The organism is Pseudomonas sp. Marseille-QA0332 (assembly GCF_054950175.1).
In genome coordinates, this window is sequence record NZ_CM143106.1 from 2,777,438 (window position 1) to 2,802,500 (window position 25,063).

The window sequence follows — 25,063 nt, forward strand, 5'->3', positions numbered from 1 at the left end:
TAACCACAACCAAGGAGTTCCTCATGCAAAGACGTACCCTGCTCAAGGCAGGCCTTGCCTTGGGTGTCTTAGGTAGCCTCCCTCTGGGGGCGCACCGGGCATTCGCCGATCAACCGCTAGTCTTCCATGGGCTCAAGTCCATGTCTGGCGCCTTCGCCAGCTACGGAAAGTACGCCGACATGGGTTCGCGCCTGGCCATCGCGGAGCATTCGCAGGTGCTTGGACACCCGCTCAAGTACAAGGTCATCGATACCGAAGGCAACGCTGGCAAGGCTGTACGCAAAGTGCAGGAAGCCATCGGCCAGGATGGTGCGCGTTTCTTCCAGGGCTGCACCCTGTCATCCTCGGCGCTGGCCGTGTCGAAAGAAATCCACAAGGCCGGCGGCGTGTTCATGACCCCGGTCGGTGCCGACGAAATCACCGGCAAGGACTGCAACGCCTCGACCTTCCGTTGGTCGGTGCCCACCTATGGCGCCATCCGCGAGACGCTGGTGCCGATGATCCGCAAGCTGCCCCAGGCCAAGCGCTGGTACACCATCACCCCGCAATATGTGTTCGGTGATGCGCTGCTGGACAATGCACGCAAGGTGTTCGCCGAGTTCGGCGTCGAGCATATCGGCAACAGTTACCACTCGTTGCAGGAGCAGGAGTTTTCCGGCTACCTGACCAACGCCATCGCCGCCAAGCCCGATGTGCTGGTTCTGCTCAACTTTGGCAGTCAGTCGTCCAATGCTCTGCGCCAGGCGGTGAACTTCGGTATCAAGGAGCGCATGAAAGTGCTGTTGGTCTGGTCGGCAGGCCTAGATCAGTTCCAGGAGCTGGGCAGCGACGTGCTCGAAGACGTGTACCTGGGCGCGCAGTACTGGCACCAGGTCGACACGCCGCTGAACAAGCAGTTGGTCGCCGCCACTCGCAAGGCCTACGGCATCAACCCCAACTACCCGCTGGCGGCTGACTACATCGGCACCAAGGTCATGCTCGACGCGATCATCAAGGCCGGCAGCCTGGAGGGTGCCGCCGTAGCCGCTGCCTTGCAGGGCATGCGTTTCCAGGGCCCGACCGGCGAAGAGCTGGTTCGTGCGAACGATCATCAGGTGCTCAAGGACTACTACCTGCTGCGCGGCAAGCCTCGGGGACAGATGCGCGATGAGGACGACCTGGCCGAAGTGCTCAGCGCCGGCCGCTCGTTCGTCGAGGTCGATCATACCGGTTGCGCCTTGGCCTGAAGCCGCGGCGTTAGTCAGACACACTCGTACAGGCAGGCGCCCCGTGCGCTGTCGAGGGCACTCTCATGCTCGATTTGTACCTGTTCCAACTGCTCAATGGTCTGGGCTTGGGGATGATCTACTTCCTCATCGCTGTAGGCCTGACGATCATTTTCGGCTTGCTCAACTTCGTCAATTTCGCCCATGGCGCGTTCTTCCTGCTCGGCGCCTATCTGTGCTATACCGCCGTGGCCCTCACCGGCAGCTTCTGGCTGGCGCTGCTGCTCGCGCCGTTGGTCGTGGCCGCGCTGGCCTGGGCAGTGGAGCGCCTGCTGATCAAGCGCATCTACCACCTGCCGCACACCTTCCAGATTCTCGTCACCCTCGGCATCGCGTTGATCATCCAGGAAGCCTCGGTGTTGATCTGGGGCCCGGTGGGCAAGAACATCGCCGTGCCGCCGGAACTGCGCGGGGTGTTGATCATTGGTGACTTCATCTACCCCTACTACCGCCTGTTCCTGATCGGCTTCGCCGCACTGATCGGCCTTGGCCTATGGTTGCTGCTCGAGCGCACCCGCTTCGGCGCCCTGGTGCGTGCCGGCAGTGAAAGCACCGAAACCGTGTCGCTGTTGGGCACCAACATCTTCCGCCTGTTTTCGCTGACCTTTGCCCTGGGCGTGGGCCTGGCTGGCGTGGCGGGCGTGCTGTTCGCGCCGCTGCGTGGCGCCCAGCCGTTCGTCGGTCCAGAAATACTCGGCATCGCCTTCGTGGTCGTGGTAATCGGCGGCATGGGCTCGTTCGGCGGCGCGTTGGTGGGCGGTCTTCTGGTGGGTGTGGTGCAAAGCATGATGACCAGCCTCTGGCCGCAAGGTGCCAGCCTGATGATCTACGGGGCCATGGCCGCGGTGATCCTCGTACGTCCCTATGGCCTGTTCGGGAGAGCATGACGATGAGCGAAAGGAACCCATTGCCTAGGGCCAAGGGGCACGGCCACGCCCTGATGTTGCTGGTACTTGCCAGCTTGGTGGCGCTGCCCCTGGCATTGCCATCGGCCACGCTGGCAACCGAAATCCTGATCTTCGCCCTGGCCGCGCTGGCTTGCAATCTGCTGCTCGGCTATACCGGCCTGCTGTCGTTCGGCCAGGGCATCTTCTTTGGCGCGGGCGCCTACAACGCCGCACTGCTGATGATTCACCTCGATTGGGGATTGTTCGGCGCCTTGCTCGGTGCGGCGCTGTTCGGCGCGTTGCTGGCGCTGCTGGTGGGCGTCCTGGCGATCCGCCGCAAGGGCATCTACTTCGTCATGTTGACCCTGGCCTTCAGCCAGATGACCTATTTCCTGGCCTATACCCTCAGCGGTTGGACGGGAGGTGACAACGGTCTGCTCGACGTCCCCCGCCCCAACCTAGAAATCGCTGGCCACGTGCTGGTCGATCTGGGCGACCCGCGCCACTTCTATGTGTTCGTCGCAGTGCTGTTCCTGCTGATCTTCGCTGGCGCCTTGCGGGTGATCCGCTCGCCGTTCGGCAGCACCCTGCTGGCAATTCGCGAAAACGAGACCCGCGCCGCCGCCATCGGCTACGACACCCGCCACTTCAAGATCCTGGTGTTCATGCTCTCCGGAGCCATCACCGGCATTGCCGGAGCGTTGTACGCCATGCTCCTGCACTTCGCGCCGCTGTCGAACATCGACCTGATGATGAGCGAGAACATCCTGATCATGACCATCGTCGGCGGCACCGGCTCGCTGTTCGGTTCGCTGCTGGGAGCCGGCGCCATCGTGGTACTGGGCGATGTGCTTTCGCAGCTGTGGCCACGCTGGCTGATGTTGCTGGGGGCGATCTTGATCCTGGTGGTGGTGTTCATGCGGGGCGGCCTGTGGGGAGGCCTGGCCGAACTGGGCAAGCGCCTGCAACCGACGCGCAGAACCTGTGACAAGACGCCAGCCAAGACCAAGGAGACTCTGTGATGAGCGACTACCTCCTGGAAACCCGAGACCTGGAACTGGCCTACGGGCCGTTCAAGGCAGTCGCCGGTGTAGACCTGAAAGTCCGCGCTGGAACCATCCATACGGTCATCGGCCCCAACGGTGCCGGCAAGACCAGCCTGTTCCACTGCCTGACCGGCGAGCAGCGGGCCACAGGCGGCAAGATCCTGTTCAACGGCCAGGACATCATTCGCAGACCGTCCCATGGCCGCGTGGCGCTGGGCATGGCTCGCTCATTCCAGCTCACCAGCTTGTTCCAGAACCTGTCGGTGCGGGAAAACCTGCGCCTGGCTGCCCAGGGCCGCGATGGTCTGAGCGCGCTGAACTTCTGGCGCAGCGTCGAGCACAAGCGCAGCCACTGGAACACTGCCGACCAGGTGCTGGAACGCCTCAAGCTCAGCGCCCGCGCCGATACCTTGGCTGGTGAACTGTCGCATGGCCAGCAACGGGTTCTGGAAGTGGGCATGTCGATCTGTGCCAGACCCATCCTGCTGATGCTCGACGAACCCACCTCGGGCATGGGCATCGACGACATTCCGGTAATGACCGACCTCATCAGTGACCTTGGCCGCGACCATACCGTGCTACTGATCGAGCACAACATGAGCATCGTCATGTCGATCAGCCAGCGCATCACGGTGATGAGCCACGGCCAGATCCTGGTCGAAGGTACTCCGCAACAGGTGCGCAACGATGAACGCGTGCGTACCGCCTACCTTGGAGAGGCCGCCTGATGCTCAAGGTCGAATCGATTCATTCCTACTACGACAAGAGTCATGTGCTCGAAGGCGTCTCGCTGCAGGTCGGAACCGGCGAACTGGTAACGCTGCTGGGACGCAACGGTGCCGGCAAGACCACCACCTTGCGCAGCATCCTCGGCATCGTCCGCCCGCGTCAGGGGCAGATCAGCTTCAACGACCAGCAACTGGTGGGGCGCGAAATCTTCGATATCGCCAGGCTCGGCATCGCCCTGGTGCCAGAGCACCGCGGCATCTTCCGCCAGCTCAGCGTGGAGGAAAACCTGAAGATCGCCGTGCGCAAGGACAGCCGTTGGCAGTTGGACGATGTGTACACCATGTTCGCGCGGCTCAAGGAGCGGCGCCGTAATGGAGGCTTCGCGCTCTCCGGCGGCGAACAGCAGATGCTGGCCATCGCCCGTGCCCTGCTCAACGGCCCCAAACTGCTGATTCTCGACGAGCCCACCGAAGGCCTGGCGCCGGTCATCGTCGATGAGCTGGTGAAGATTCTGCGGCGGCTAAGGCACGAAGGCCTGTCGATCCTGCTGGTGGAGCAGAACCTGATGGTCTGCGACGCTCTCGCCGACCGCCACTATGTGCTCGAGCAGGGTCGCGTCGTATATCAGGGCAGCGCTGCGCAGTTTCGTGAAGACCCGAGCATCAAGAACCGTTACCTGGCCCTGAGCGCCTGAAAGGAGATTGCCCATGAATACCTGCATCGATCCCTCGCAGCACCTGCTCGGCCAGGGCCCGCTGGTCAGCCGTGAACGCCTTTGGCAATCGCTGATGGACCTGGCCCGACTTGGCGCCACCACCAAAGGCGGTGTGTGCCGCCTGGCGCTGACTGACCTCGACCGCCAGGCCCGCGACCTGTTCGTGCATTGGTGCGAGCAGGCCGGCTGCAAGGTCACCGTCGACGCCATCGGCAACATCTTCGCCCGCCGTCCGGGACGCGACCCGGCCTTGCCGCCCGTGATGACCGGCAGCCACATCGATACCCAACCCACTGGTGGCAAGTTCGATGGCTGCTACGGTGTGATGGCCGGCCTGGAGGTGATACGCACACTCAACGACCTCGACCTGACCACCGAAGCCCCGTTGGAAGTGGTGGTGTGGACCAATGAAGAAGGTTCGCGCTTTGCGCCGTGCATGATGGGCTCGGGCGTGTTTGCCGGTAAGTTCGGCCTGCAGGAAACGCTGGACAAGGTCGATGGCCAGGGCCTGTCGGTTGGCGCGGAACTCCAGCGCATCGGCTACGCCGGCTCGCGTGTACCCACCGGGCATGCGGTGGGGGCCTACTTCGAGGCGCATATCGAGCAAGGCCCGGTACTGGAAGACCAACGCACCACCATCGGCGTGGTCCAGGGCTGCCTGGGACAGAAGTGGTTCGACCTGGTACTCACCGGTATCGAAGCCCATGCCGGCCCGACGCCAATGCACCTGCGCAAGGATGCTCTGGTCGGTGCCGCGCAAGTGGTGACGGCAGTGAACCGTGTGGCCCATGCCCATCAACCGCATGCCTGCGGCACGGTGGGCTGCCTCGATCTGCATCCGGGTTCGCGCAATGTCATTCCCGGCCAGGTGAAGATGACCATCGACTTGCGCCATCTGCACCCTGACCACTTGGCCGCCATGGTCGCTGAAGTGCGCGAAGCGATCGAAACCAGCGCGGCGGAACACGGCCTGAGTTTTGAACTGACACCGACCGCCGACTTCCCGCCGCTTTACTTCGCCGAGCAATGCGTGGACGCCGTGCGCCAGGGTGCACGCCAGCTGGGCCTGAAGCATATGGATATAGTCAGCGGCGCAGGCCATGACGCGATCTTCCTTGCCGGGCTGGGTCCTACCGGCATGATCTTCGTTCCATGCGAGGGCGGTATCAGCCACAACGAAATCGAGAATGCGGCGCCACAGGACTTGGCCGACGGCTGCGACGTGCTGTTGCGCGCCTTATTCCAGGCCGCCAACCAGGGAGCCCGTTGAAATGACTAGCAAGACAGCCATTGGTGAGTTCACCGCCGTCGAACTGCTCGACTTGTATCAGCGCCGCCAGTTGTCGCCGGTCGAGGTGGTCGACGATGTACTGGCGCGCATCGACCTGCACAATCCGGTAGTCAATGCCTACTGCCACATTGACGGTAAGGGTGCCCGCGCTGCCGCCCGTGCCAGCGAACAACGCTGGCAGCGTGGCGAGCCTTGCGGCCGGCTGGATGGCGTGCCGGCCTCGATCAAGGACTTGACCCTGACCTGCGGCATGCCGACGCGCAAAGGATCGTGCACCACCTCCGATAGCGGTCCGTGGGAGGTCGATGCACCCTTCAGCGCGTTCATGCGCGAGGCCGGCGCGGTGCTGGTGGGCAAGACCACCACGCCGGAGTTTGGCTGGAAGGGGGTGACCGACAGCCCGCTGTACGGCATCACCCGCAATCCGTGGGATACACGCCTGACAGCTGGCGGATCGTCTGGCGGCGCGGCAGTTGCTGCCGCGTTGAACCTGGGCGTGCTGCACCAGGGCAGCGATGCCGGCGGCTCGATCCGTATTCCCTGCGCCTTCACGGGTACCTTCGGTATCAAACCGACGTTCGGCTATGTGCCGCAGTGGCCGACCAGTGCCATGACCGTGTTGTCGCACTTGGGGCCAATGACCCGTAGCGTGGATGACTCGGTGCTGATGCTCGATTGTGTCGCCCGCCCCGATGCCCGCGATGGGCTGGCCGGCGCCCCACGTCAGACGTCATGGCTGGCTCAGGAACAGGATCTCAGCGGGCTGCGCATCGCCTACAGCGCCGACTTCGGCTACGTGAAAGTCGACCCGCAAGTCCAGGCGCTGGTGGCGCAAGCGGCGCAACGCCTGGTACGGCTGGGAGCACAGGTAGAAGAAGTCGATCCAGGTTTTGGCGATCCGTTGGAAATCTTCAATACCCTGTGGTTTGCCGGGGCGGCGCGATTGACCAGTGAGTTCAGCGATGAGCAGCGGGCGCGGCTCGACCCAGGCTTGCGCTGGATTGCCGAACAGGGCGCACGGATCAGCTTGAGCGACTACACCCAGGCGCTGGAAGCACGGGCAGATCTGATCGCCAGGATGAATGCCTTTCACCAGCGATACGATGTGCTGGTGTCGCCCATGCTGCCTCTGGTGGCATTCGAGGCAGGGCACGACGTGCCGCCTGGGTCGGGGATGGCGCAGTGGATGGAGTGGACGCCGTTCAGCTATCCGTTCAACCTGACCCAGCAACCGGCGGCCTCGGTGCCGTGCGGGTTTACCCGAGAGGGGTTGCCGGTGGGTCTGCAGGTCGTTGCAGGGCGGTTTGCCGATCAACAGGTGCTAAGGGTGTGCAAGGTATATGAGCAGCATTATCCGAGCCGGCACCTGCAGGCGCCGATGGCTGGCTGAATGCCTTGCAATCCTTTGGCGAGTAAATTTTCCTCTTAGACAGCTTTGGGGCGCTTCGGCGCCTCAGGGGCAGCCGCTGAGGCCGTGCCCCAGCGAAACCGGTGGCGTTTGCACGCCTGCCGGCCTGCAAGCTGCAGGTTTCAGGGGCATTAACAGAAAAAATCGTGGGAGCGGGCTTGCCTTGCGATTGGCCGGTACAGCCTTGCCGGGATCGCGGGACAAGCCCCGCTTCCACGCTGTGGCCTCGCGCCGAGGCGCCGGAGAGGTCCCTGATCTGCCAGGCGCTACAGCAACCAGCCCTAGCCCGCTTCCCGCGTGACAATGCCGCTTGCGAAGAGACAGGTAAAGCCATGGCAAACTCAGCCCAACCGTCCTGCAGGCGCATACGGCAATGGATCGATGATGGGCTCGGCGCCGGTCAGCAGATCGGCGAACAACTGACAGGACGCCGGCGCCAGCACCAGCCCGTTGCGGAAATGCCCGCAGTTGAGCCATAGCCCCTGATGCCCCGGTACCGGACCGATATACGGAATGCCTTCCGGCGAGCCGGGACGCAGCCCCGCCCAGTGCGCCACGGGGGTCGCGTCGCCCAGTGCCGGCAGCAGCTCGACGGCCGAGGCTCGCAGGCTCTCCAGCGCCTGCGCGCTGGGTGTCTTGTCGAACCCCTGATACTCCAGCGTACTGCCCACCAGGACATGGCCGTCACGCCGCGGGATGGCATAGCGCCCCTTGGCCAGGACCATGCTGGGCAGAAAGTCCTCGGCGCACTTGTACAGGATCATCTGGCCCTTGACCGGCTCCACCGGCAAGCTCAGGCCAAGGGTGGCCAGCAGCTGGCCGCTCCAGGCTCCAGCACTGAGCACCACCGCGTCGCCCTCGATGACGCCATCGGCGGTTCGCACGCCGACGATGCGCCCGGCCTGCTGCTCGAAGCCGACGACCGGGCAATGCTCGCGCAGGGTCACGTTGGGCTGGGCGCGCAAGGCGGCCTTGAGCGACTTGACCAGTCGCGGGTTGCGCACGTTGGCCACTCCGGCCATGTAGATGGCGCGCTGGAAGCCAGGCCCCAGCGCCGGTACGGCGTCATGGACCGCAGGCATGTCCACGCTGGCCAGCGGCCGCCCGTGTCGGGTCGCCCAGGCCAGCGCCTGGTCTTCGTCGTCCAGATCCAGCCAGTAGAGGCCAGTGGCATGGACTTGCGGATCGATGCCGGTGCTGGCCAACAGCGTCTCGCCCAACCGCGGATAGAAATCCTGCGACCAGTGCGCCAGGGCCGTGACGGCCGGGCCATAGCGCCACGGATACAGCGGCGAGACGATGCCGCCGCCGGCCCAGGACGCCTCGCGGCCCGCCTCGCCCTGCTCACAAATGATCACCCGGTCGACCTGCGCGGCCAGGTTGAACGCGGTCAGCAGGCCGATCACGCCACCGCCGACAATCACTACTTGCTTACTCATCTATCGATCCAACACCTGAAGTGAACCATGACGCCACGGGCGTCTCAGACCATCAGCCGCCCCAGCATCCCGCCTCGGCCGCCTGGCTACCCGGATTGCTCCGCGCACCGGCCTGGTCGAGCTGGAAATCACCACAACGATCATCGGCCATCAAGCCACTGGGCAGACGCTCGGCGCGCAGCACGAACGTCGCGGTATCGCGCCGTATGTGCAAACGGTAGTGGCGATTGCCGGACGGCAACGGCGCAAGCACCTGGCCGGAGTCGTCATAGCGGCCATGGCGGGCGCGGTGGGACTCCAGGCGCAGTGCGGCGTCATGCAGCAGCCCGACGACCTCGCTGCGTGCGGCCCGCCTGAGCTGTTCGTTGTAACCGGGGTAGGCAATGGCCGCCAGAATGCCGGTCACGGCCAGGACAATCAACAACTCGATCAGGCTGATTCCTCGTTGCATGTCATGGCGCCCTGAAACGTTGCCGCCACAGCACCCGCTGCGGCGGCTCGGCGCGCTCGACCGGCACGGCATAGACGGCTTCGAGGACCTGACGCGCACGCACCTGGCGGCTGACAGCGGTGATCCGCAGGAGCGTGACCTGCGTATCGGCCGGTAGGCCGCCGGCCATGGTGCTGTCGCCCAGGTTCTGCAGCAGCAGGTAACCGTGTTCGCTGCGCGTCCAGGCTCCCGGCTGGCGCTCCACCTCGTGCGGCCGCTCGGGCGGCAGGCAGTCGGTGCAAGGCGCCGGACGTTCGCTTTGAAGCAGCGCCAACCCTTCCAACAGGACGGCTTCGGCCTGCTCGAATGCTTGCAGGCGGGCCAGCAGGTCGCCCGCCTTGCGAGTCTCCAGCAGCGCCCCGCGCATGGCCGAGGCGGCCAGCAGGCCCAGCAGCAGGGCCAGCACCAGCCCGACCAGCAGGACGATGCCCCGTTGCCGCCTCATGCGTCAGGCCAACGGTTGCGCATGGCAACGCTCAGATGGTGTTGCTGCTCGACCCCCGTGGCGGCTTCGAACAGGATCAGCCGCAGGTCCAGGCGCAGCTGGTCACCGACCGCTTGCGCCTCGACTCGCAGCGCCTGGACATGGTCGATCAGCGGCTGGATGCCGCCGCCACTGGCGAGCCGCAAGGTACCATCACGCAGCTGGTAGACGTGTCGGCGCAAGGGAAAAGCCAACGCCCCTGGCGGGGCGGCTCGTTGCCCGGCGACCACCCTGGCCCAGCTGCGGCAGTCGGTCAGCAGCGTCCAGTCCGGCGGGCCGGCCAGCCCAGGCAGCTCGGCCAGCACCAGTGTCAGGCTGGACAACGTGCCATCGCTGGCGCGGTCGATCCGCAAGGGTTGGGCGAGCGCCTGCCGGGCCGACGCCGCTTCGTATTCGATCGAGTCCAGACGCAGGCAACCAGCCAGGCCGGTCATGCGGATGTCCTGTGCCAGCCGCTGCAAGACCAGGCGCGCATCGTCCGCCAGGCGCGCCGAGGCATCCTGCACCCGCCAGGCCTGCAACACCGAGGCGAACAGCTGGCTTGCCGCGGCCAGCAGCATCAGGCCCAAGGCCAGGCCGAGCAATGCCTCGAGCAACCCGAAGCCGCGCTGGCGACCGCTCATGGCGAGATTTTCCCCAACAGGCTGATGCGATGGCCATGCCCCTCCTGCCCGTCGGGCCAAGTCACTTCCACCAGCCACTGCTCGCCCAGGCGCAGGGCCCTGCCCGTCGCCCCGGCGCCGAGCGAAGCGCTGATCAGGGTCTGCCAGGCGTTCAGCGCCTCGGCCTCGACGGTGCCCACCAGCCGGGCGCGCTCGAGCAGACCGTGGGCGAGCTGGACCGCCTGGCTTTCCCGGCGCGCCTGTTCGCCGGCCTGCAATGCGCGCAGCTGCAGGCCGACCGCGGCGGACGCCGCCAGGCTGATCACCAGCCCGGCCACCAGTACCTCCAGCAGCGTCATGCCCTGTTCCGTGGTCCGCATCCTGCGTCTCCTGCGATCTTTCCTGCCGCTGACCGAGATTGGCCGCCTGGACATCCGGGCGGCTCGGCCAGAAGCTAAGCGAAGCACTTCCAGGGAGGAATGCACGGTGAGGCAACACGGAGCAACACTGATACAAACCATGTTGGCGCTGGCGGTCATCACCATCCTGGCGCAGCTGGGCAGCAGCGCCTATGCCGAGCTCAGCGACGACCTGCATGCCGCGGCCTGCGCCCGAGAACTGGCCCAGGCCTTGCGCCTGGCACGCAGTCACGCCCTGTTGCACGAACAGACAGTGCAGGTACGAGCGCTCGAACAGGATTGGAGCCAGGGCTGGCGCGTACAAGCAATGCATGACTCGCAAGTGCTGCGCGAACAGCAACTGGCATGTCGGAGCAAAATCGTCGGCACGGCGCAACGGGAGATACGCTTCAGCGCGCAAGGGGTGCCGCTCGGCGGCCATGCGGCGTTGCGCAATGGCACGCTGCATATCTGTCGGCGCGGCCAGCCGGACAGTCGCTATCAGGTGGTATGGGCCAGCAGTGGCCGGGTCAGCCTGCGCACCGAACGGCTCGCCGAGCCGCGGTGCGCAGGTGCCTGATCAGCTTAGCGAGCGAACCCGCAGTTCCTTGGGCATGGAGAAGGTGATGTTCTCCGGCCGCCCGTCGAGCTCGTCGGCGCCATTGGCGCCCCAGGCCTTGAGCTGCTCGATCACGCCGCGCACCAGCACTTCCGGTGCCGACGCCCCGGCAGTGATGCCGATTCGCGCGACACCGTCGAACCAGCTGCGCTGCAGGTCTTCGGCGCCATCGATCAGGTAGGCCGGCGTGCCCATGCGCTCGGCCAGCTCGCGCAAGCGATTGGAGTTGGAGCTGTTGGGGCTGCCGACCACCAGCACCACATCGGCCTCGGCAGCCAGTTGCTTGACCGCGTCCTGGCGATTCTGGGTGGCGTAGCAGATGTCGTCCTTGCGCGGACCGCCGATGTTCGGGAAGCGTGCGCGCAGGGCATCGATGACCCGGCTGGTGTCGTCCATGGACAAGGTGGTCTGGGTCACGAAGGCCAGGTGCTCGGGGTGGCGAACCTGCAGGTCGGCAACGTCCTGCTCGTCCTCGACCAGGTAGATCGAGCCGCCGTTGCTCGGGTCGTACTGGCCCATGGTGCCTTCGACCTCCGGATGCCCGGCATGACCGATGAGGATGCATTCGCGTCCGTCGCGGCTGTACTTGGCGACCTCGATATGCACCTTGGTAACCAGCGGACAGGTCGCGTCGAAGACCTTCAGACCCCGGCTGGCGGCCTCCTGGCGTACGGCCTGGGAGACGCCATGGGCACTGAAGATGACGATGACGTCGTCGGGCACCTGGTCGAGCTCCTCGACGAAGATGGCGCCCCGCGCGCGCAGGTCCTCGACCACGAACTTGTTGTGCACCACTTCGTGACGCACATAGATCGGTGGCCCGAAGACTTCCAGGGCGCGGTTGACGATCTCGATCGCCCGGTCCACGCCTGCGCAGAAGCCGCGTGGGTTGGCGAGTTTGATTTGCATGCTCGGCTCCGGGCCTACACGGCCTTCACGGCAAGGACATGGACCTCGAAGTCGAGGGTCTTGCCGGCCAGGGGGTGATTGAAGTCGATGGTCACCTGGTTGTCGTCGAACTGCTTGACGATACCTGGCAGCTCGGTATTGGCGGCATCGTTGAAGATCACCAGCAGGCCTTCGGAAAGCTCCATGTCGGCGAATTGCGAACGTGGCATGACCTGGACGTTCTGCGGGTTGGGCTGGCCGAAGGCGTTTTCCGGCGCGATGCTCAGACTGCGCCGGTCACCGGCCTTGAAGCCGAACAGCGCCGCCTCGAAGCCGGGCAGCAAGTTGCCATCGCCGACCTTGAAGGTGGCCGGGGCCTTGTCGAAGGTGCTGTCGACGGTGTCGCCGTTTTCCAGGCGCAGCGCGAAGTGCAGGGTCACTTCGGTGTTCTGGCCTATGCGGATCTCAGTCATGGACAGGCTCCTCGGACTTTTTGCTCTTGAACATATCCAGCGCCAGCATGACGGCGCCGACGGTGATGGCGCAGTCGGCGAGATTGAACACCGGGAAGCGCCAGATATCGCGCCAATGCACGAAGATAAAATCGATCACGTGGCCATGCGCGACGCGGTCGTAGAGATTGCCCAACGCCCCTCCGAGCACCAGTGCCAGGGCGATGGCCAGCCAGGTCTCGCCACGTCCCAGCCGCTTGAGCCAGACCACCAGCACGACGCTGACCGTGACCGCGATGACCGCGAACAGCCAGCGCTGCCAGCCGTCGCTGTCGGCGAGGAAGCTGAAGGCGGCACCGGAATTGTATGCCAGCAGCCAGCTCAGCAGGTCGGGGATGACGACGATCTGCCGACCATCGGCCAGGGCGCTGTCGAAGTAGAGCTTGGTGGCCTGGTCGAGGATCACCACCACCACGCTCAGCCAGAGCCAGCCAAGGCGCCCGAAGCGCCCCGCAGCAGGGTTAGGCATAGTGACGCTCCTCGCCGGAGCCGCTGATGTTGTCGACGCAGCGGCCGCAGATTTCCGGATGCTCCGGATGGCTGCCGACGTCGTCACGGAAGTGCCAGCAGCGGCCGCACTTGACGTGGGACGACTTGACCACCTTGAGCTTGAGCCCTTCGACCTCGGTCGCCACCGCATCGGCTGGCGCCTCGACGAACGGCACCACGCTGGCCGACGAAGTGATCAGCACGAAGCGCAGCTCGTTGCCCAGCTTGCCCAGGTCGCGGCTCAGGCTGTCTTCGGCGAACAAGGTCACCTCGGCTTGCAGGTTGCCGCCGATGGCCTTGGCCGCGCGCTGGTTCTCCAGTTCCTTGTTGACGGCAGCCTTGACCGCCATCACCCGGTCCCAGTAGGCGCGATCGAGCTCGAAGCCTTCGGGCAGCTCGGTCAGGCCCTGGTACCAGGTGTTGAGCATCACCGACTCGTTGCGCTCGCCCGGCAGGTACTGCCAGATTTCATCGGCGGTGAAGGCCAGGATCGGCGCGATCCAGCGCACCAGCGCCTCGCTGATGTGGTACAGCGCGGTCTGGCAGGAGCGCCGCGCGACGCTGTTGCTGGCGGTGGTGTACTGGCGGTCCTTGATGATGTCGAGGTAGAAGCCACCGAGCTCCTGCACGCAGAAGTTGTGGATCTTGGAGTAGACGTTCCAGAAGCGATATTGGTCATAGTGCTCCTGCAGCTCGCGTTGCAGCAGCAAGGCGCGGTCCACGGCCCAGCGGTCCAGCGCCAGCATGTCCTCGGGCTGCAGCAGGTCGCGTGCCGGGTCGAAGCCGGAAAGGTTCGACAGGAGGAAGCGCGCGGTGTTGCGGATGCGCCGGTAGGCATCGGCGCTGCGTTGCAGGATCTGCTCGGAAACGGCCATCTCGCCGGAATAGTCGGTGGCCGAGACCCACAGGCGCAGGATGTCGGCACCAAGGGTGTCGTTGACCTTCTGCGGCTCGATGGTGTTGCCCAGCGACTTGGACATCTTGCGGCCGTTCTCGTCCACGGTGAAGCCGTGGGTCAGCAGCTCGCGGTACGGCGCGTGGTTGTCGATCGCGCAGCCGGTCAGTAGCGACGAGTGGAACCAGCCGCGATGCTGGTCGGAACCTTCGAGGTAGAGATCGGCGCGCGGACCGGTCGAATGGCCGATGTCGTGAGAGCCACGCAACACGTGCCAGTGGGTGGTCCCCGAATCGAACCAGACATCGAGGGTATCGGTGATCTTCTCGTACTGCCCGGCCTCGTCACCGAGCAGCTCGGCGGCGTCGAGCTTGAACCAGGCCTCGATGCCCTGCTGCTCGACACGCTTGGCCACTTCTTCCATCAGCTCGACGGTACGCGGATGCAGTTCGCCGGTCTGCTTGTCCAGGAAGAACGGGATCGGCACGCCCCAGTTGCGCTGGCGCGAGATGCACCAGTCCGGGCGGTTGGCGATCATCGCGTGCAGACGCGCCTGGCCCCAGGCCGGGACGAACTTGGTCTGCTCGATGGCCTTGAGCGCGCGTTCGCGCAGGCTCTCGCCGGTTTCCGGCTGCTTGTCCATGCCGACGAACCACTGCGCGGTGGCACGGTAGATCAGCGGGGTCTTGTGCCGCCAGCAGTGCATGTAGCTGTGGGTAATGGTCTCGGTGTGCAGCAGCGCGCCGACCTCGGCGAGCTTCTCGACGATCGCCGGGTTGGCCTTCCAGATGAACTGCCCGCCGAAGAACTCCAGCGACTGCGCATAAACGCCATTGCTCTGCACCGGAGTGAGGATGTCGTCGTTGACCATGCCGTAGCGCTTGCAGGTCACGAAGTCGTCTTCACCGTAGGCTGGTGCCGAGTGGACCACGCCGGTGCCGGCGCCCAGCTCGACGTAGTCGGCCAGGTAGACCGGCGAAAGGCGCTGGTAGAACGGATGGCGGAAATTGATCAGTTCCAGGGCCGAGCCAGGCGCGGTGGCGAGCACGGAGCCTTGCAGGTTCCAGCGCTGCAACGAAGCTTCGACCAGTTCCTCGGCCAGTACCAGCAGGCGCTCGCCGGTATCGACCAGGGCGTAGCTGAACTCCGGATGCACGTTGAGCGCCTGGTTGGCCGGTATGGTCCAGGGGGTAGTAGTCCAGATCACGATGGCTGCCGGCTTGTCCAGCTCGGCCAGGCCGAACGCGGCGGCCAGCTTGTCGGCGTCGGCGATCGGGAAAGCCACGTCGATGGTCTGGGATTTCTTGTCGGCGTACTCGACCTCGGCCTCGGCCAGCGCCGAACCGCAATCGAAGCACCAGTTGACGGGCTTGAGGCCCTTGAACACGAAGCCCTGCCTGACCATCTCGGCCAGGGCACGGATCTCGCCGGCCTCGTTGGCGAAGTCCATGGTCTTGTAGGGGTTGTCCCAGTCACCAAGCACGCCCAGGCGGATGAACTCGGCTTTCTGTCCTTCGATCTGCTCGGCGGCGTAGGCACGGCACAGCTCGCGGGTGCGGTCCGGGCTCAGGTGCTTGCCGTGGGTGACCTCGACCTTGTGCTCGATCGGCAGGCCGTGGCAGTCCCAGCCTGGAACATAGGGCGCGTCGAACCCGGCCAGGGTCTTGGAGCGGACGATCATGTCCTTGAGGATCTTGTTCAGCGCATGACCGATATGAATCTTGCCGTTGGCATAGGGCGGGCCGTCGTGCAGGACGAACTTCGGACGATCCTTGCCAATCTCGCGCAGCTTCCGGTACAGGCCAATGCTGTCCCAGCGCTGCAGGATCTGCGGTTCGCGCTGAGGCAGGCCGGCCTTCATGGGGAAGGCGGTGTCCGGAAGGTTTAGCGTGGCTTTGTAGTCGGTCATTTCAGGCTCTTCGTTAGCGGTTGAGCGTGCCAGTGGGCACGTGCGGCGGCGATGTCCGCGTCGATCGCCGACTTCAGCGCCTCCAGGGAGGCGAAACGCTGCTCTTCGCGCAGCTTTTGGTGGAATTCCACCGTCAGGCGCCGGCCATAGAGGTCGCCGGCGAAGTCCAGGAGATGGATCTCCAGATGGGGGCGCCCGTCACCGGCGACGGTGGGACGCACACCGATGTTGGCAACCCCGGCCCAGGCCTTGCCATCGATCACGGCACTGGTCAGGTAGACGCCGCTAAGCGGCACGCGCCGACGCTTGAGCTGGATGTTGGCGGTGGGCGTACCGAGCTGGCGCGCCAGCTTCTGGCCATGCAGGACTCGCCCGCTGATCCGATAGGGCCGGCCCAGCAGCCGTGCGGCCAGTTCGAAATTCGCCTCGGCCAGGGCCTTGCGGATCTCGGTGCTGCTGACTCGCAGGCCGTCCTGTTCGACCGTCTCGGCGGCCTCGACCGTGAACCCGTGGCGGCGTCCGGCTTCGACCAGGAAGTCGAAATCGCCGGCACGATCGCAGCCAAAGCGGAAGTCGTCACCGACCTCGAGATGGCGTACGCGCAGGCCATCGACCAGGATCGTCTCGACGAACTCGCTGGCGTCGAGCTGGCTCAGGCGTCGGTTGAAAGCCAGGCACAATACCCGGTCGATGCCTTCGTCCGCCAGTAGCGTGAGCTTGTCGCGCAGCCGGGCCAGGCGCGCCGGGGCCGTGTCGGGGGCGAAGTACTCTCGGGGCTGCGGCTCGAAGATCACCACGCAGGTCGGCAGGCCCAATGCCTGGCCACGTTCGCGCAGACGCGCCAGGATTGCCTGGTGGCCACGGTGAACCCCGTCGAAGTTGCCAATGGTGGCGACACAGCCCCGATGCTCGGGGCGCAGGTTGTGAAGACCTCGAACCAGCTGCATAACGCGCTTCTTGCTCATAAAGTGGCCGATTATAACCGCACCCGGGCGCTGGGGACAGGCAACCGCGCAACGCCGGGACGCACGATGGGGAAAACCGACGCCTGACCTGCCTGCGCCGTCAGTGCAGCGCCCTGCGGGCGAAGTGCCGGGGACGGAAACCGCACAGGTAGAGGCAGCCGAAGTAGGTCGCGACACCCGCCAGGATCAGACCGCCCAGGCGCAGGAAACGCACCGCCATGATGCCCTCCTCCCAGGCAGGCATGTAGTGCAGCCCGGCGATCAGAACGGCCGACATCAAGGTCACCGCGAGCGCCAGCTTGCCCAGGAATCCGAACCAGCCAGGCTGGGGCTGGAACAGCTGCTGGCTGCGCAGCTTCCAGTACAGCAGGCCGGCGTTGAGGCAGGCGCCGAGGCTGATGGCCAGGGCCAGTCCGGCATGCTGCAAGGGGCCGACCAGGACCAGGTTGAGCAACTGGGTCGCGACCAGGGTGAAGACCGCGATCTTCACCGGCGTGCGGATGTTCTGCTGGGCATAGAAGCCGGGCGCCAGCACCTTGACCAGGATGATCGCCAGCAGCCCGACGGAGTAGGCGATCAGCGCGCGCTGGGTCATCGCCGCGTCGAAAGCGCTGAACTTGCCATACTGGAACAGAGCCACGGTCAGGGGCTCGGCCAGGATCGCCAGGCCCAGCGTGCACGGCAGCACCAGCAGGAAGCACAGGCGCAGCCCCCAGTCGAGGATCCGCGAATACTCCTGCCGGTCGCGGTTGGCGTAGGTACGGGCCAGGGTCGGCAGCAGGATGGTGCCCAGCGCCACGCCCAGCACGCCGGACGGCAGCTCCATCAGTCGGTCGGCGTAGTACATCCAGGAAACCGAGCCGGCTACCAGAAACGAGGCGAAGATGGTGTTGATGATGAGCGAGATCTGGCTCACGGACACACCGAGGATCGCCGGCAGCATCTGCTTGAGCACTCGCCATACGCCAGCATCGCGCAGGTTGATCCGCGGTAGCACCAGCATGCCGATCCTCTTCAGCGCCGGCAGCTGGTAGAGCAGCTGGGCCAGGCCACCCGCCAGCACGCCCCAGGCCAGCGCCATGATCGGCGGATCGAAGTGCGGCGCCAGCAGCAGGGTGAAGCCGATCATCGCCACGTTGAGCAGGGTCGGAGTGAATGCCGGTACGGAGAATCGGTTCCAGGTATTGAGGATGGCGCCGACCAGCGACGACAGCGAGATCAGCAGAATGTACGGAAACGTGACCCGCAGCAGGTCGGTGGTCAGGCGATATTTCTCGTGGTCGTCGACGAACCCCGGCGCGGTGATCCAGACCACCCAAGGCGCCAGCAGGATGCCAAGGGTCGTGACCAACGCCAGGACCAGGGTCAGCAAGCCGCTGACATAGGCGATGAAGGTGCGTGTCGCCTCTTCCCCCTGCTGGGTCTTGTATTCGGCCAGGATGGGCACGAAGGCCTGGGAAAAGGCCCCTTCGGCGAAGATCCTGCGTAGCAGGTTGGGCAGCTTGAAGGCGATGAAGAAGGCATCGGTAGCCACGCCGGCACCGAACACCCGTGCCAGGATGGTATCGCGGACGAAACCCAGCACCCTGGAAATCATGGTGATGGAACTGACGGCCGCCAGGGATTTGAGCAGATTCATCGAAAATATTTCATGCCAAGGAGGAAGACGCTGCCAGACCATGCCTGGATGTGCGATACTGCCGCGCTCATTGCAGGGCAGCCAAAGCCCCCGAGTTTACAGGTCGTGGCGCATAATGGAATCTTCCCGACGCGCCACGCTGCCACTCGGCGGAACCCTGCGACCGGCCTTGACATCCGCTGCGCCTATCGGCATGATTCGCGGCCTTATTTGTTTGCTATTTACCTAAAGTCTTTCGAGGAGCTCGACGGTGGCCAACACACCTTCCGCCAAGAAACGTGCAAAACAGGCTGAGAAGCGTCGCAGCCACAACGCCAGCCTGCGTTCCATGGTCCGTACCTACATCAAGAACGTAGTCAAGGCCATCGACGCCAAAGACGCCGACAAAGCGCAAGCCGCCTACACCCTGGCTGTGCCTGTGATCGACCGCATGGCCGACAAAGGCATCATCCACAAGAACAAGGCTGCTCGCCACAAAGGCCGTCTGAACGCGCACATCAAGGCGCTGAAAACTGCTGCCTAAGCAAAGCGCTTGTTGAAAAACCGACCTCAGGGTCGGTTTTTTATTGCCTGTCTTTTTTCCTGGCCTTTCCTGAGGCCAGCCACCGGTTCGCCCCAAGGCCGGCCTGCTCCCGAAGGCAAGCAGGCCGTGCCTCGATGCGCCGGGCCGCTACCTGGCGAGCGGAATCTTCGGCGCCCACTGCAGCCATTCGTCCTGGGGTTCTTCGAACAGGGCGAAGGTCTGCCGCGGACGTGCAAGGTTACCCATCTTGTCCCCTTCCGGCGTAGCGAACGAAACGCCACCATCGATCAGTGCCTGCAAGGACTCGGTACGGATCGTCGCGCCCTTGATCAGGCCGAAATCGAAACCGAAGCCGCTGCTGTTCCAGAACCGGCTGCCCGTGCGCACCAGCGGGGCGTAGCGCGGCTCGATGAGCACATGGATCAGCACCTGATCCGCGGACTGCCCTAGTTCGTATCCGGTTACCTTGCCTACTGCCACCTGGCGATAGGTCACCGGAACGCCGGGCTTGATCGAGCCCAGGCGCGGCGCGCTCAAGGTCAGCGGCAGGCCGACTTCAGGCTCCGGTGATTCGGGTGCCTTGGCCAGGGCAATGAAGTCATGCTGGGCGCCCCTGTCCCTGGTGGCCGGCTGGACTTCGATGTACTGCCCCGTCACCAAGGTGTCCAGGTTCTCGGTCCGCACCAGCCCCAGCGACGGTTTGACCACCCAGAACTGCGTGCCGACGCGAGCGATGCGCCCGGCTGCCTGGGTGATACGCGCCTTGAGCAGGACCGCCTGCAGGTCATCGGTGAAATCGACGCTTTCCACACTGCCCACATCCAGGCCCTTGAAGCGAATAGCGGTGCCCGGCTTGAGGCCATCGGCCCGGTCGACCCGGATACTGATCAAGGTCCCGGTACGCTCGGCAGCCTCCTGGCTCTCATGCAGCCGGAACCTGGGGATGCGCCGCTTGAGCGGCACGTTCGGAGTCGGTGTGTCGAAGGCGACCCCGCCAGCCACGAGCGTCTGCAGGGACTCGCTCTGGATCTTGATGCCGGACAGCCCGCCGGAAAGCGTGATGCCACTGGCGTTCCAGAAGCGGGTCGAGCCATTGACCAGATTGGCGTACTCCTTCTCGATGTGCACACCGATCACGACCTGCTTGCTGTTCTTGGCGAACTGGTAGCTCTGGACGCTACCGACCTTGACCTGGCGGTAGGTCACCGGGCTACCGACCTCGAGCGAACCGAGACGGTCGCTGAACAGCACCAGGTGCAAGCCAGGCGCCTTGAGGTCGAGCGGCGGGGCCTTGGTCCTGGCCTCGAACTCGCGCAACGGCGTGGCGCCTTTCTCGCCGGGCCGGAAGGAAATGTAGTTGCCCTTGACCAAGGCCTCGATGCCGGTGATGCCCGCGAGCGAAATCGACGGCTTGACCACCCAGAACTGCGTGCCCTCCACCAGGTAGTCCTCGACCAGTGGGTCGAGTGTCAGATCGGCAGTGGCGCTGGCCAGGTCATCCGCCATCTTCAAGAGCTTGACCGAACCTACCTGGATGCCCTTGTACATCACCGGGGTGCGCCCGGCCTGCAGGCCTTCATAGTCGTTGAGCTTGAGCTTGATCCGGATCCCGGCCTGGGCCGCGTCGAAGTCCTCGTACAGGCGGAACGGCAGGCTTGGGTCGGTCGGCGGACTGTCCTTGCGATGTTCGGGCGTGGCGAAGGCGATACCACCGGCCACGATACTGGCGAGCGACTCGCTGCGCACCTTCACTCCAGAGAGGTTGGCATCGATGCTGACGCCGCTGGCGTTCCAGAAACGCGTATGCTTGCGCACCAGGTTGGCATAGGCAGGCGCTATGAAGACCTTAACCTCCACGGTGTCCTGGTCTTCGGACAGCTGATAGCTTTTTACCCGGCCCACCTGGATCTGCTTGTAGAACACAGGGCTGTCACGGTTGAGCGACCCCAGGCGATCGGCCTTGAGGGTCAGGTGCAGCCCCGGCTCGCTATCGGAAAGCGGCGGCGCCGTGCTCAAGGCAGTGAAGCGCTTGGTTGGCTCACCCTTGCCTGGGCTGACGGCAATATAGTTGCCCGACACCAGCGTCTCCAGCCCGGTGATGCCAGCCAGGCTCACGCTCGGCTTGACCAGCCAGAAGCGCGTGCCGGTGGTCAGGTGATCCTCGGCTTCCTTGTTCATCTCGATCGTGGCGATGACACCGGTATTGCTGCCTTCGGCATCCAGTTCGAGGGTGGTGACCTTGCCTACCGACATCCCTTTGTAGAACACCTCGGTCTTGTTGGCGACGATGCCCTCGCCCGTCTGGAAGCGCACCTGGATCTGCACACCCGATTCCTGATAAGCCTTCCAGGCGAGCCAGCCACCGATCGCCAAGGCGATCAGCGGCAAGATCCAGATGGCCGACCAGTTGGAGGCCGGACGCGTTTTGGCCGTAGGCAAGTCACTCATTGTCGTCATCCGACTCCGTATTGTCCCAGATCAGTCGGGGATCGAAGGTTAAGGCGGCCAACATCGTCAGGATCACCACCGAAGCGAAAGCGATGGCGCCCAGGTTGGGTTCGACATTGGCGATGCGACCGAAATTCACCACGGCCACCAGAATGGCGATGACGAAGATATCCAGCATCGACCAGCGTCCGATGAACTCGATGAAACGGTACATGAAGATGCGTTGCCGAGCGGATAGCGGCTGGTGTCGCTGGATCGAGTACAGCAGCAAGGCGATGCCCACCAGCTTGAAGGTAGGCACCAGGATGCTGGCAGTGAACACGACGGCCGCGATCGGGATCATGCCGTTCTTCATCAGCGCGACGACACCGGACATGATGGTGTCCGGGCTGCCTTGCCCGAGACTGCTGACGGTCATGATCGGCAGGACATTGGCGGGGATGTAGAGAATCATGGCGGTAATGAGCAAGGCCCAGGTGCGCGCAATGCTGTTTGGCCGCCGGGCATGGACGATCGCTCCGCAACGCGTGCAGGCCTGGGACGCCTGACCGTCCTGTAGACGGTTCAACTGATGGCATTCATTACAAACCACAATGCCCGCATCAATCGCCCGCATGGACATTTTCTCCTGACAACGCGATCCAGATCTGGTGGGGTGACATCACCACCTCCAGCCAGACCTGGACCAGCAACAGGCTTATGAAACAGAACAGCCCGAACCCGACGTTCAGCTGGGCGATATCGACCAGCTTGACGATGGAGACGAGCACGCCCATGAAATAGACCTCGAGCATGCCCCAGTCGCGCAGATGATGGTACATGCGATAAAAGACCAGGCCATGGCTGCGACCCATGTTCAGGCGAATGCTCAACAAGACGGCCAGTTGGCACAACAGCTTGAGCAACGGGATCGCCATGCTGCAGAGGAACACCACCACGGCGACGGCTACCATGTCCGCATTGTACAAGCCAACCACACCGCTCCATACCGTATCGTCGGAGCTCTGTCCCAGCAGGTGCAAGTGCATGATGGGCAGGAAATTTGCTGGCACGTACAGCAGCAAGGCCGTCAGGACCAGGGCCAAGCTGCGGTTCACCACATTATGCCGATGAGCGTACAGCTCATAGCCGCAGCGTGGGCAGTACGCCTTCTCGCCATGACCCAGCCTGGGCTTGTGCATCAGCAGGTCACACTGATGACAAGCCGTCAGGTCTTCTAAGGAGAGCTGCGCCAGTACTTCGGGGTCGGCAGGGTCGGACATGACAAGGGTCTGGATGATGGGATGGGCTCTATTCTAGTGGCCTGGCCTTGGAAAAGACAAAAACCCTGGGCGAGATGCCAGCCGAAGGCCGCAACGGACCAAGGCGCTGGCCCAGGCGTTCGAAGCCTTCCAGGCCAGCGCCGGATGCCCCGAGGCCACGCCCGGCTTGCCGCTTGAACCCCAGAAAGGACAAAACCCCTGGCTGCGGTCGCAGTCAGGGGTTTTGCGGAATGAATCTTGGCGATGACCTACTCTCACATGGGGAAACCCCACACTACCATCGGCGATGCATCGTTTCACTGCTGAGTTCGGGATGGGATCAGGTGGTGCCAATGCTCTATGGTCGCCAAGAAAAACGGTGCCGATCCGTCCAGGGGACGTGTCGGCCAACTCGGATGTGTGATGCAAGGTGCGAATTTTCGGTGCTGCGTCTTCACTCACCGCAACCTGCGCTGCAGATTGCTTGGGTGTTATATGGTCAAGCCTCACGGGCCATTAGTATCGGTTAGCTCAACGCCTCACAGCGCTTACACACCCGACCTATCAACGTCGTAGTCTTCGACGGCCCTTCAGGGAGCTCGAGGCTCCAGTGAGATCTCATCTTGAGGCAAGTTTCCCGCTTAGATGCTTTCAGCGGTTATCTCTTCCGAACATAGCTACCCGGCAATGCCACTGGCGTGACAACCGGAACACCAGAGGTTCGTCCACTCCGGTCCTCTCGTACTAGGAGCAGCCCCTCTCAAATCTCAAACGTCCACGGCAGATAGGGACCGAACTGTCTCACGACGTTCTAAACCCAGCTCGCGTACCACTTTAAATGGCGAACAGCCATACCCTTGGGACCGGCTTCAGCCCCAGGATGTGATGAGCCGACATCGAGGTGCCAAACACCGCCGTCGATATGAACTCTTGGGCGGTATCAGCCTGTTATCCCCGGAGTACCTTTTATCCGTTGAGCGATGGCCCTTCCATACAGAACCACCGGATCACTAAGACCTACTTTCGTACCTGCTCGACGTGTGGGTCTCGCAGTCAAGCGCGCTTTTGCCTTTATACTCTGCGACCGATTTCCGACCGGTCTGAGCGCACCTTCGTACTCCTCCGTTACTCTTTGGGAGGAGACCGCCCCAGTCAAACTACCCACCATACACTGTCCTCGATCCGGATGACGGACCTGAGTTAGAACCTCAAAGTTGCCAGGGTGGTATTTCAAGGATGGCTCCACGCAGACTGGCGTCCACGCTTCATAGCCTCCCACCTATCCTACACAAGCAAGTTCAAAGTCCAGTGCAAAGCTATAGTAAAGGTTCACGGGGTCTTTCCGTCTAGCCGCGGATACACTGCATCTTCACAGCGATTTCAATTTCACTGAGTCTCGGGTGGAGACAGCGCCGCCATCGTTACGCCATTCGTGCAGGTCGGAACTTACCCGACAAGGAATTTCGCTACCTTAGGACCGTTATAGTTACGGCCGCCGTTTACCGGGGCTTCGATCAAGAGCTTCGCTTGCGCTAACCCCATCAATTAACCTTCCGGCACCGGGCAGGCGTCACACCCTATACGTCCACTTTCGTGTTTGCAGAGTGCTGTGTTTTTAATAAACAGTCGCAGCGGCCTGGTATCTTCGACCGGCATGGGCTTACGGAGCAAGTCCTTGACCCTCGCCGGCGCACCTTCTCCCGAAGTTACGGTGCCATTTTGCCTAGTTCCTTCACCCGAGTTCTCTCAAGCGCCTTGGTATTCTCTACCTAACCACCTGTGTCGGTTTGGGGTACGGTTCCCGATTATCTGAAGCTTAGGAGCTTTTCCTGGAAGCCTGGCATCAACCACTTCGTCGCCTAGTGGCAACTCGTCATCAGCTCTCGGCCTAGGGATCCCGGATTTGCCTAAGATCCCAGCCTACCACCTTAAACTTGGACAACCAACGCCAAGCTGGCCTAGCCTTCTCCGTCCCTCCATCGCAATAACCGGAAGTACAGGAATATTAACCTGTTTTCCATCGACTACGCTCTTCAGCCTCGCCTTAGGGACCGACTAACCCTGCGTCGATTAACGTTGCGCAGGAAACCTTGGTCTTTCGGCGTGCGAGTTTTTCACTCGCATTGTCGTTACTCATGTCAGCATTCGCACTTCTGATACCTCCAGCCAGCCTCTCGACTG

23 protein-coding genes and 2 rRNA genes (1 of these 25 only partly in view) are annotated in these 25,063 nt (G+C 63.6%); 9 read left to right on the forward strand and 16 right to left on the reverse strand.

What is annotated here, in order from left to right; all coding sequences use genetic code 11:
- The first annotated feature begins 23 nt into the window (after positions 1-23).
- The 7 genes from ACY8GK_RS12925 to ACY8GK_RS12955 all read left to right on the forward strand — a co-directional run bounded on the left by ACY8GK_RS12925 (position 24) and on the right by ACY8GK_RS12955 (position 7,323).
- Entirely contained in the window at positions 24-1,226 is a 1,203-nt protein-coding gene (locus ACY8GK_RS12925; protein WP_462401400.1) for an ABC transporter substrate-binding protein, read from the forward strand.
- A 65-nt stretch (positions 1,227-1,291) separates the two neighbouring features.
- Entirely contained in the window at positions 1,292-2,152 is an 861-nt protein-coding gene (locus ACY8GK_RS12930) for a branched-chain amino acid ABC transporter permease (protein WP_196181467.1), read from the forward strand.
- 2 nt (positions 2,153-2,154) lie between these two features.
- On the forward strand, positions 2,155-3,174 hold the full coding sequence (locus ACY8GK_RS12935; RefSeq protein WP_462401401.1) for a branched-chain amino acid ABC transporter permease: 1,020 nt from the start codon (positions 2,155-2,157) through the stop codon (positions 3,172-3,174).
- Complete coding sequence (locus ACY8GK_RS12940; RefSeq protein WP_196181469.1) at positions 3,174-3,926, forward strand: ABC transporter ATP-binding protein; 753 nt, start codon at positions 3,174-3,176, stop codon at positions 3,924-3,926. Before ACY8GK_RS12935 ends, ACY8GK_RS12940 begins: the two co-directional genes overlap by 1 nt.
- Positions 3,926-4,621 (forward strand): ABC transporter ATP-binding protein, encoded by a 696-nt coding sequence (locus tag ACY8GK_RS12945; RefSeq protein WP_196181470.1) that lies wholly within the window; start codon positions 3,926-3,928, stop codon positions 4,619-4,621. Before ACY8GK_RS12940 ends, ACY8GK_RS12945 begins: the two co-directional genes overlap by 1 nt.
- Before the next feature lie 13 nt (positions 4,622-4,634).
- Positions 4,635-5,912: a Zn-dependent hydrolase gene (locus ACY8GK_RS12950; RefSeq protein ID WP_462401402.1), complete on the forward strand. Its 1,278-nt coding sequence runs from the start codon at positions 4,635-4,637 to the stop codon at positions 5,910-5,912.
- Position 5,913: 1 nt separating this feature from the next.
- Positions 5,914-7,323 (forward strand): amidase, encoded by a 1,410-nt coding sequence (locus ACY8GK_RS12955; RefSeq protein WP_462401403.1) that lies wholly within the window; start codon positions 5,914-5,916, stop codon positions 7,321-7,323.
- Between the two features lie 359 nt (positions 7,324-7,682).
- Here ACY8GK_RS12955 and thiO read toward each other — a convergent pair whose 3' ends face one another.
- Genes thiO through ACY8GK_RS12980 form a run of 5 tightly spaced genes read right to left on the reverse strand, consistent with a single transcriptional unit; the run spans position 7,683 to position 10,736 of the window.
- Positions 7,683-8,780 (reverse strand): glycine oxidase ThiO, encoded by a 1,098-nt coding sequence (gene thiO, locus ACY8GK_RS12960; RefSeq protein WP_196181472.1) that lies wholly within the window; start codon positions 8,778-8,780, stop codon positions 7,683-7,685.
- 52 nt (positions 8,781-8,832) lie between these two features.
- Positions 8,833-9,231, reverse strand: coding sequence for a type IV pilin protein (locus tag ACY8GK_RS12965; protein ID WP_462401404.1), 399 nt, complete (start codon positions 9,229-9,231; stop codon positions 8,833-8,835).
- A 1-nt stretch (position 9,232) separates the two neighbouring features.
- Complete coding sequence (locus tag ACY8GK_RS12970) at positions 9,233-9,715, reverse strand: hypothetical protein (protein ID WP_462401405.1); 483 nt, start codon at positions 9,713-9,715, stop codon at positions 9,233-9,235.
- On the reverse strand, positions 9,712-10,377 hold the full coding sequence (locus ACY8GK_RS12975) for a prepilin-type N-terminal cleavage/methylation domain-containing protein (RefSeq protein ID WP_462401406.1): 666 nt from the start codon (positions 10,375-10,377) through the stop codon (positions 9,712-9,714). Before ACY8GK_RS12975 ends, ACY8GK_RS12970 begins: the two co-directional genes overlap by 4 nt.
- Positions 10,374-10,736 (reverse strand): type IV pilus modification PilV family protein, encoded by a 363-nt coding sequence (locus tag ACY8GK_RS12980; protein ID WP_230376259.1) that lies wholly within the window; start codon positions 10,734-10,736, stop codon positions 10,374-10,376. Before ACY8GK_RS12980 ends, ACY8GK_RS12975 begins: the two co-directional genes overlap by 4 nt.
- A 106-nt stretch (positions 10,737-10,842) precedes the next feature.
- Here ACY8GK_RS12980 and ACY8GK_RS12985 point away from each other — a divergent pair, with 106 nt between their 5' ends.
- Positions 10,843-11,334 (forward strand): GspH/FimT family pseudopilin, encoded by a 492-nt coding sequence (locus tag ACY8GK_RS12985; RefSeq protein WP_462401407.1) that lies wholly within the window; start codon positions 10,843-10,845, stop codon positions 11,332-11,334.
- On the opposite strand, the gene ispH is transcribed toward ACY8GK_RS12985, so the two are convergent.
- The 6 genes from ispH to murJ all read right to left on the reverse strand — a co-directional run bounded on the left by ispH (position 11,335) and on the right by murJ (position 18,670).
- Complete coding sequence (gene ispH / locus ACY8GK_RS12990; RefSeq protein ID WP_196181479.1) at positions 11,335-12,282, reverse strand: 4-hydroxy-3-methylbut-2-enyl diphosphate reductase; 948 nt, start codon at positions 12,280-12,282, stop codon at positions 11,335-11,337.
- A 14-nt stretch (positions 12,283-12,296) separates the two neighbouring features.
- Positions 12,297-12,734, reverse strand: coding sequence for an FKBP-type peptidyl-prolyl cis-trans isomerase (gene fkpB / locus ACY8GK_RS12995; RefSeq protein WP_196181480.1), 438 nt, complete (start codon positions 12,732-12,734; stop codon positions 12,297-12,299).
- Positions 12,727-13,242, reverse strand: a complete 516-nt coding sequence (gene lspA, locus ACY8GK_RS13000; protein WP_196181481.1) for a signal peptidase II — start codon at positions 13,240-13,242, stop codon at positions 12,727-12,729. The genes fkpB and lspA overlap by 8 nt, the downstream gene beginning before the upstream one ends.
- Positions 13,235-16,066 (reverse strand): isoleucine--tRNA ligase, encoded by a 2,832-nt coding sequence (ileS, locus tag ACY8GK_RS13005; RefSeq protein ID WP_462401408.1) that lies wholly within the window; start codon positions 16,064-16,066, stop codon positions 13,235-13,237. The genes lspA and ileS overlap by 8 nt, the downstream gene beginning before the upstream one ends.
- Entirely contained in the window at positions 16,063-17,013 is a 951-nt protein-coding gene (ribF, locus tag ACY8GK_RS13010) for a bifunctional riboflavin kinase/FAD synthetase (RefSeq protein ID WP_196181483.1), read from the reverse strand. Before ribF ends, ileS begins: the two co-directional genes overlap by 4 nt.
- A 118-nt stretch (positions 17,014-17,131) precedes the next feature.
- Positions 17,132-18,670: a murein biosynthesis integral membrane protein MurJ gene (murJ, locus tag ACY8GK_RS13015; protein ID WP_196181484.1), complete on the reverse strand. Its 1,539-nt coding sequence runs from the start codon at positions 18,668-18,670 to the stop codon at positions 17,132-17,134.
- 250 nt (positions 18,671-18,920) lie between these two features.
- On the opposite strand from murJ, the gene rpsT reads away from it, so the two are divergent.
- The gene (rpsT, locus tag ACY8GK_RS13020; RefSeq protein WP_196181485.1) at positions 18,921-19,193 is read left to right on the forward strand and encodes a 30S ribosomal protein S20; all 273 of its coding nucleotides are present in this window, start codon (positions 18,921-18,923) and stop codon (positions 19,191-19,193) included.
- Between the two features lie 147 nt (positions 19,194-19,340).
- Here the strand turns inward: rpsT and ACY8GK_RS13025 are convergent, their stop codons facing one another.
- The 5 genes from ACY8GK_RS13025 to ACY8GK_RS13045 form a co-directional block, all read right to left on the reverse strand.
- On the reverse strand, positions 19,341-21,641 hold the full coding sequence (locus tag ACY8GK_RS13025; protein ID WP_462401409.1) for a PqiB family protein: 2,301 nt from the start codon (positions 21,639-21,641) through the stop codon (positions 19,341-19,343).
- On the reverse strand, positions 21,634-22,257 hold the full coding sequence (locus ACY8GK_RS13030; RefSeq protein ID WP_196181489.1) for a paraquat-inducible protein A: 624 nt from the start codon (positions 22,255-22,257) through the stop codon (positions 21,634-21,636). Before ACY8GK_RS13030 ends, ACY8GK_RS13025 begins: the two co-directional genes overlap by 8 nt.
- A complete protein-coding gene (locus ACY8GK_RS13035; RefSeq protein ID WP_196181491.1) occupies positions 22,244-22,903 on the reverse strand; it encodes a paraquat-inducible protein A in 660 nt (219 codons plus the stop codon). The genes ACY8GK_RS13030 and ACY8GK_RS13035 overlap by 14 nt, the downstream gene beginning before the upstream one ends.
- A 235-nt stretch (positions 22,904-23,138) precedes the next feature.
- Positions 23,139-23,254, reverse strand: a 5S ribosomal RNA gene (rrf, locus tag ACY8GK_RS13040).
- A 123-nt stretch (positions 23,255-23,377) separates the two neighbouring features.
- Positions 23,378-25,063, reverse strand: a 23S ribosomal RNA gene (locus ACY8GK_RS13045) (it continues 1,206 nt past the right edge of the window).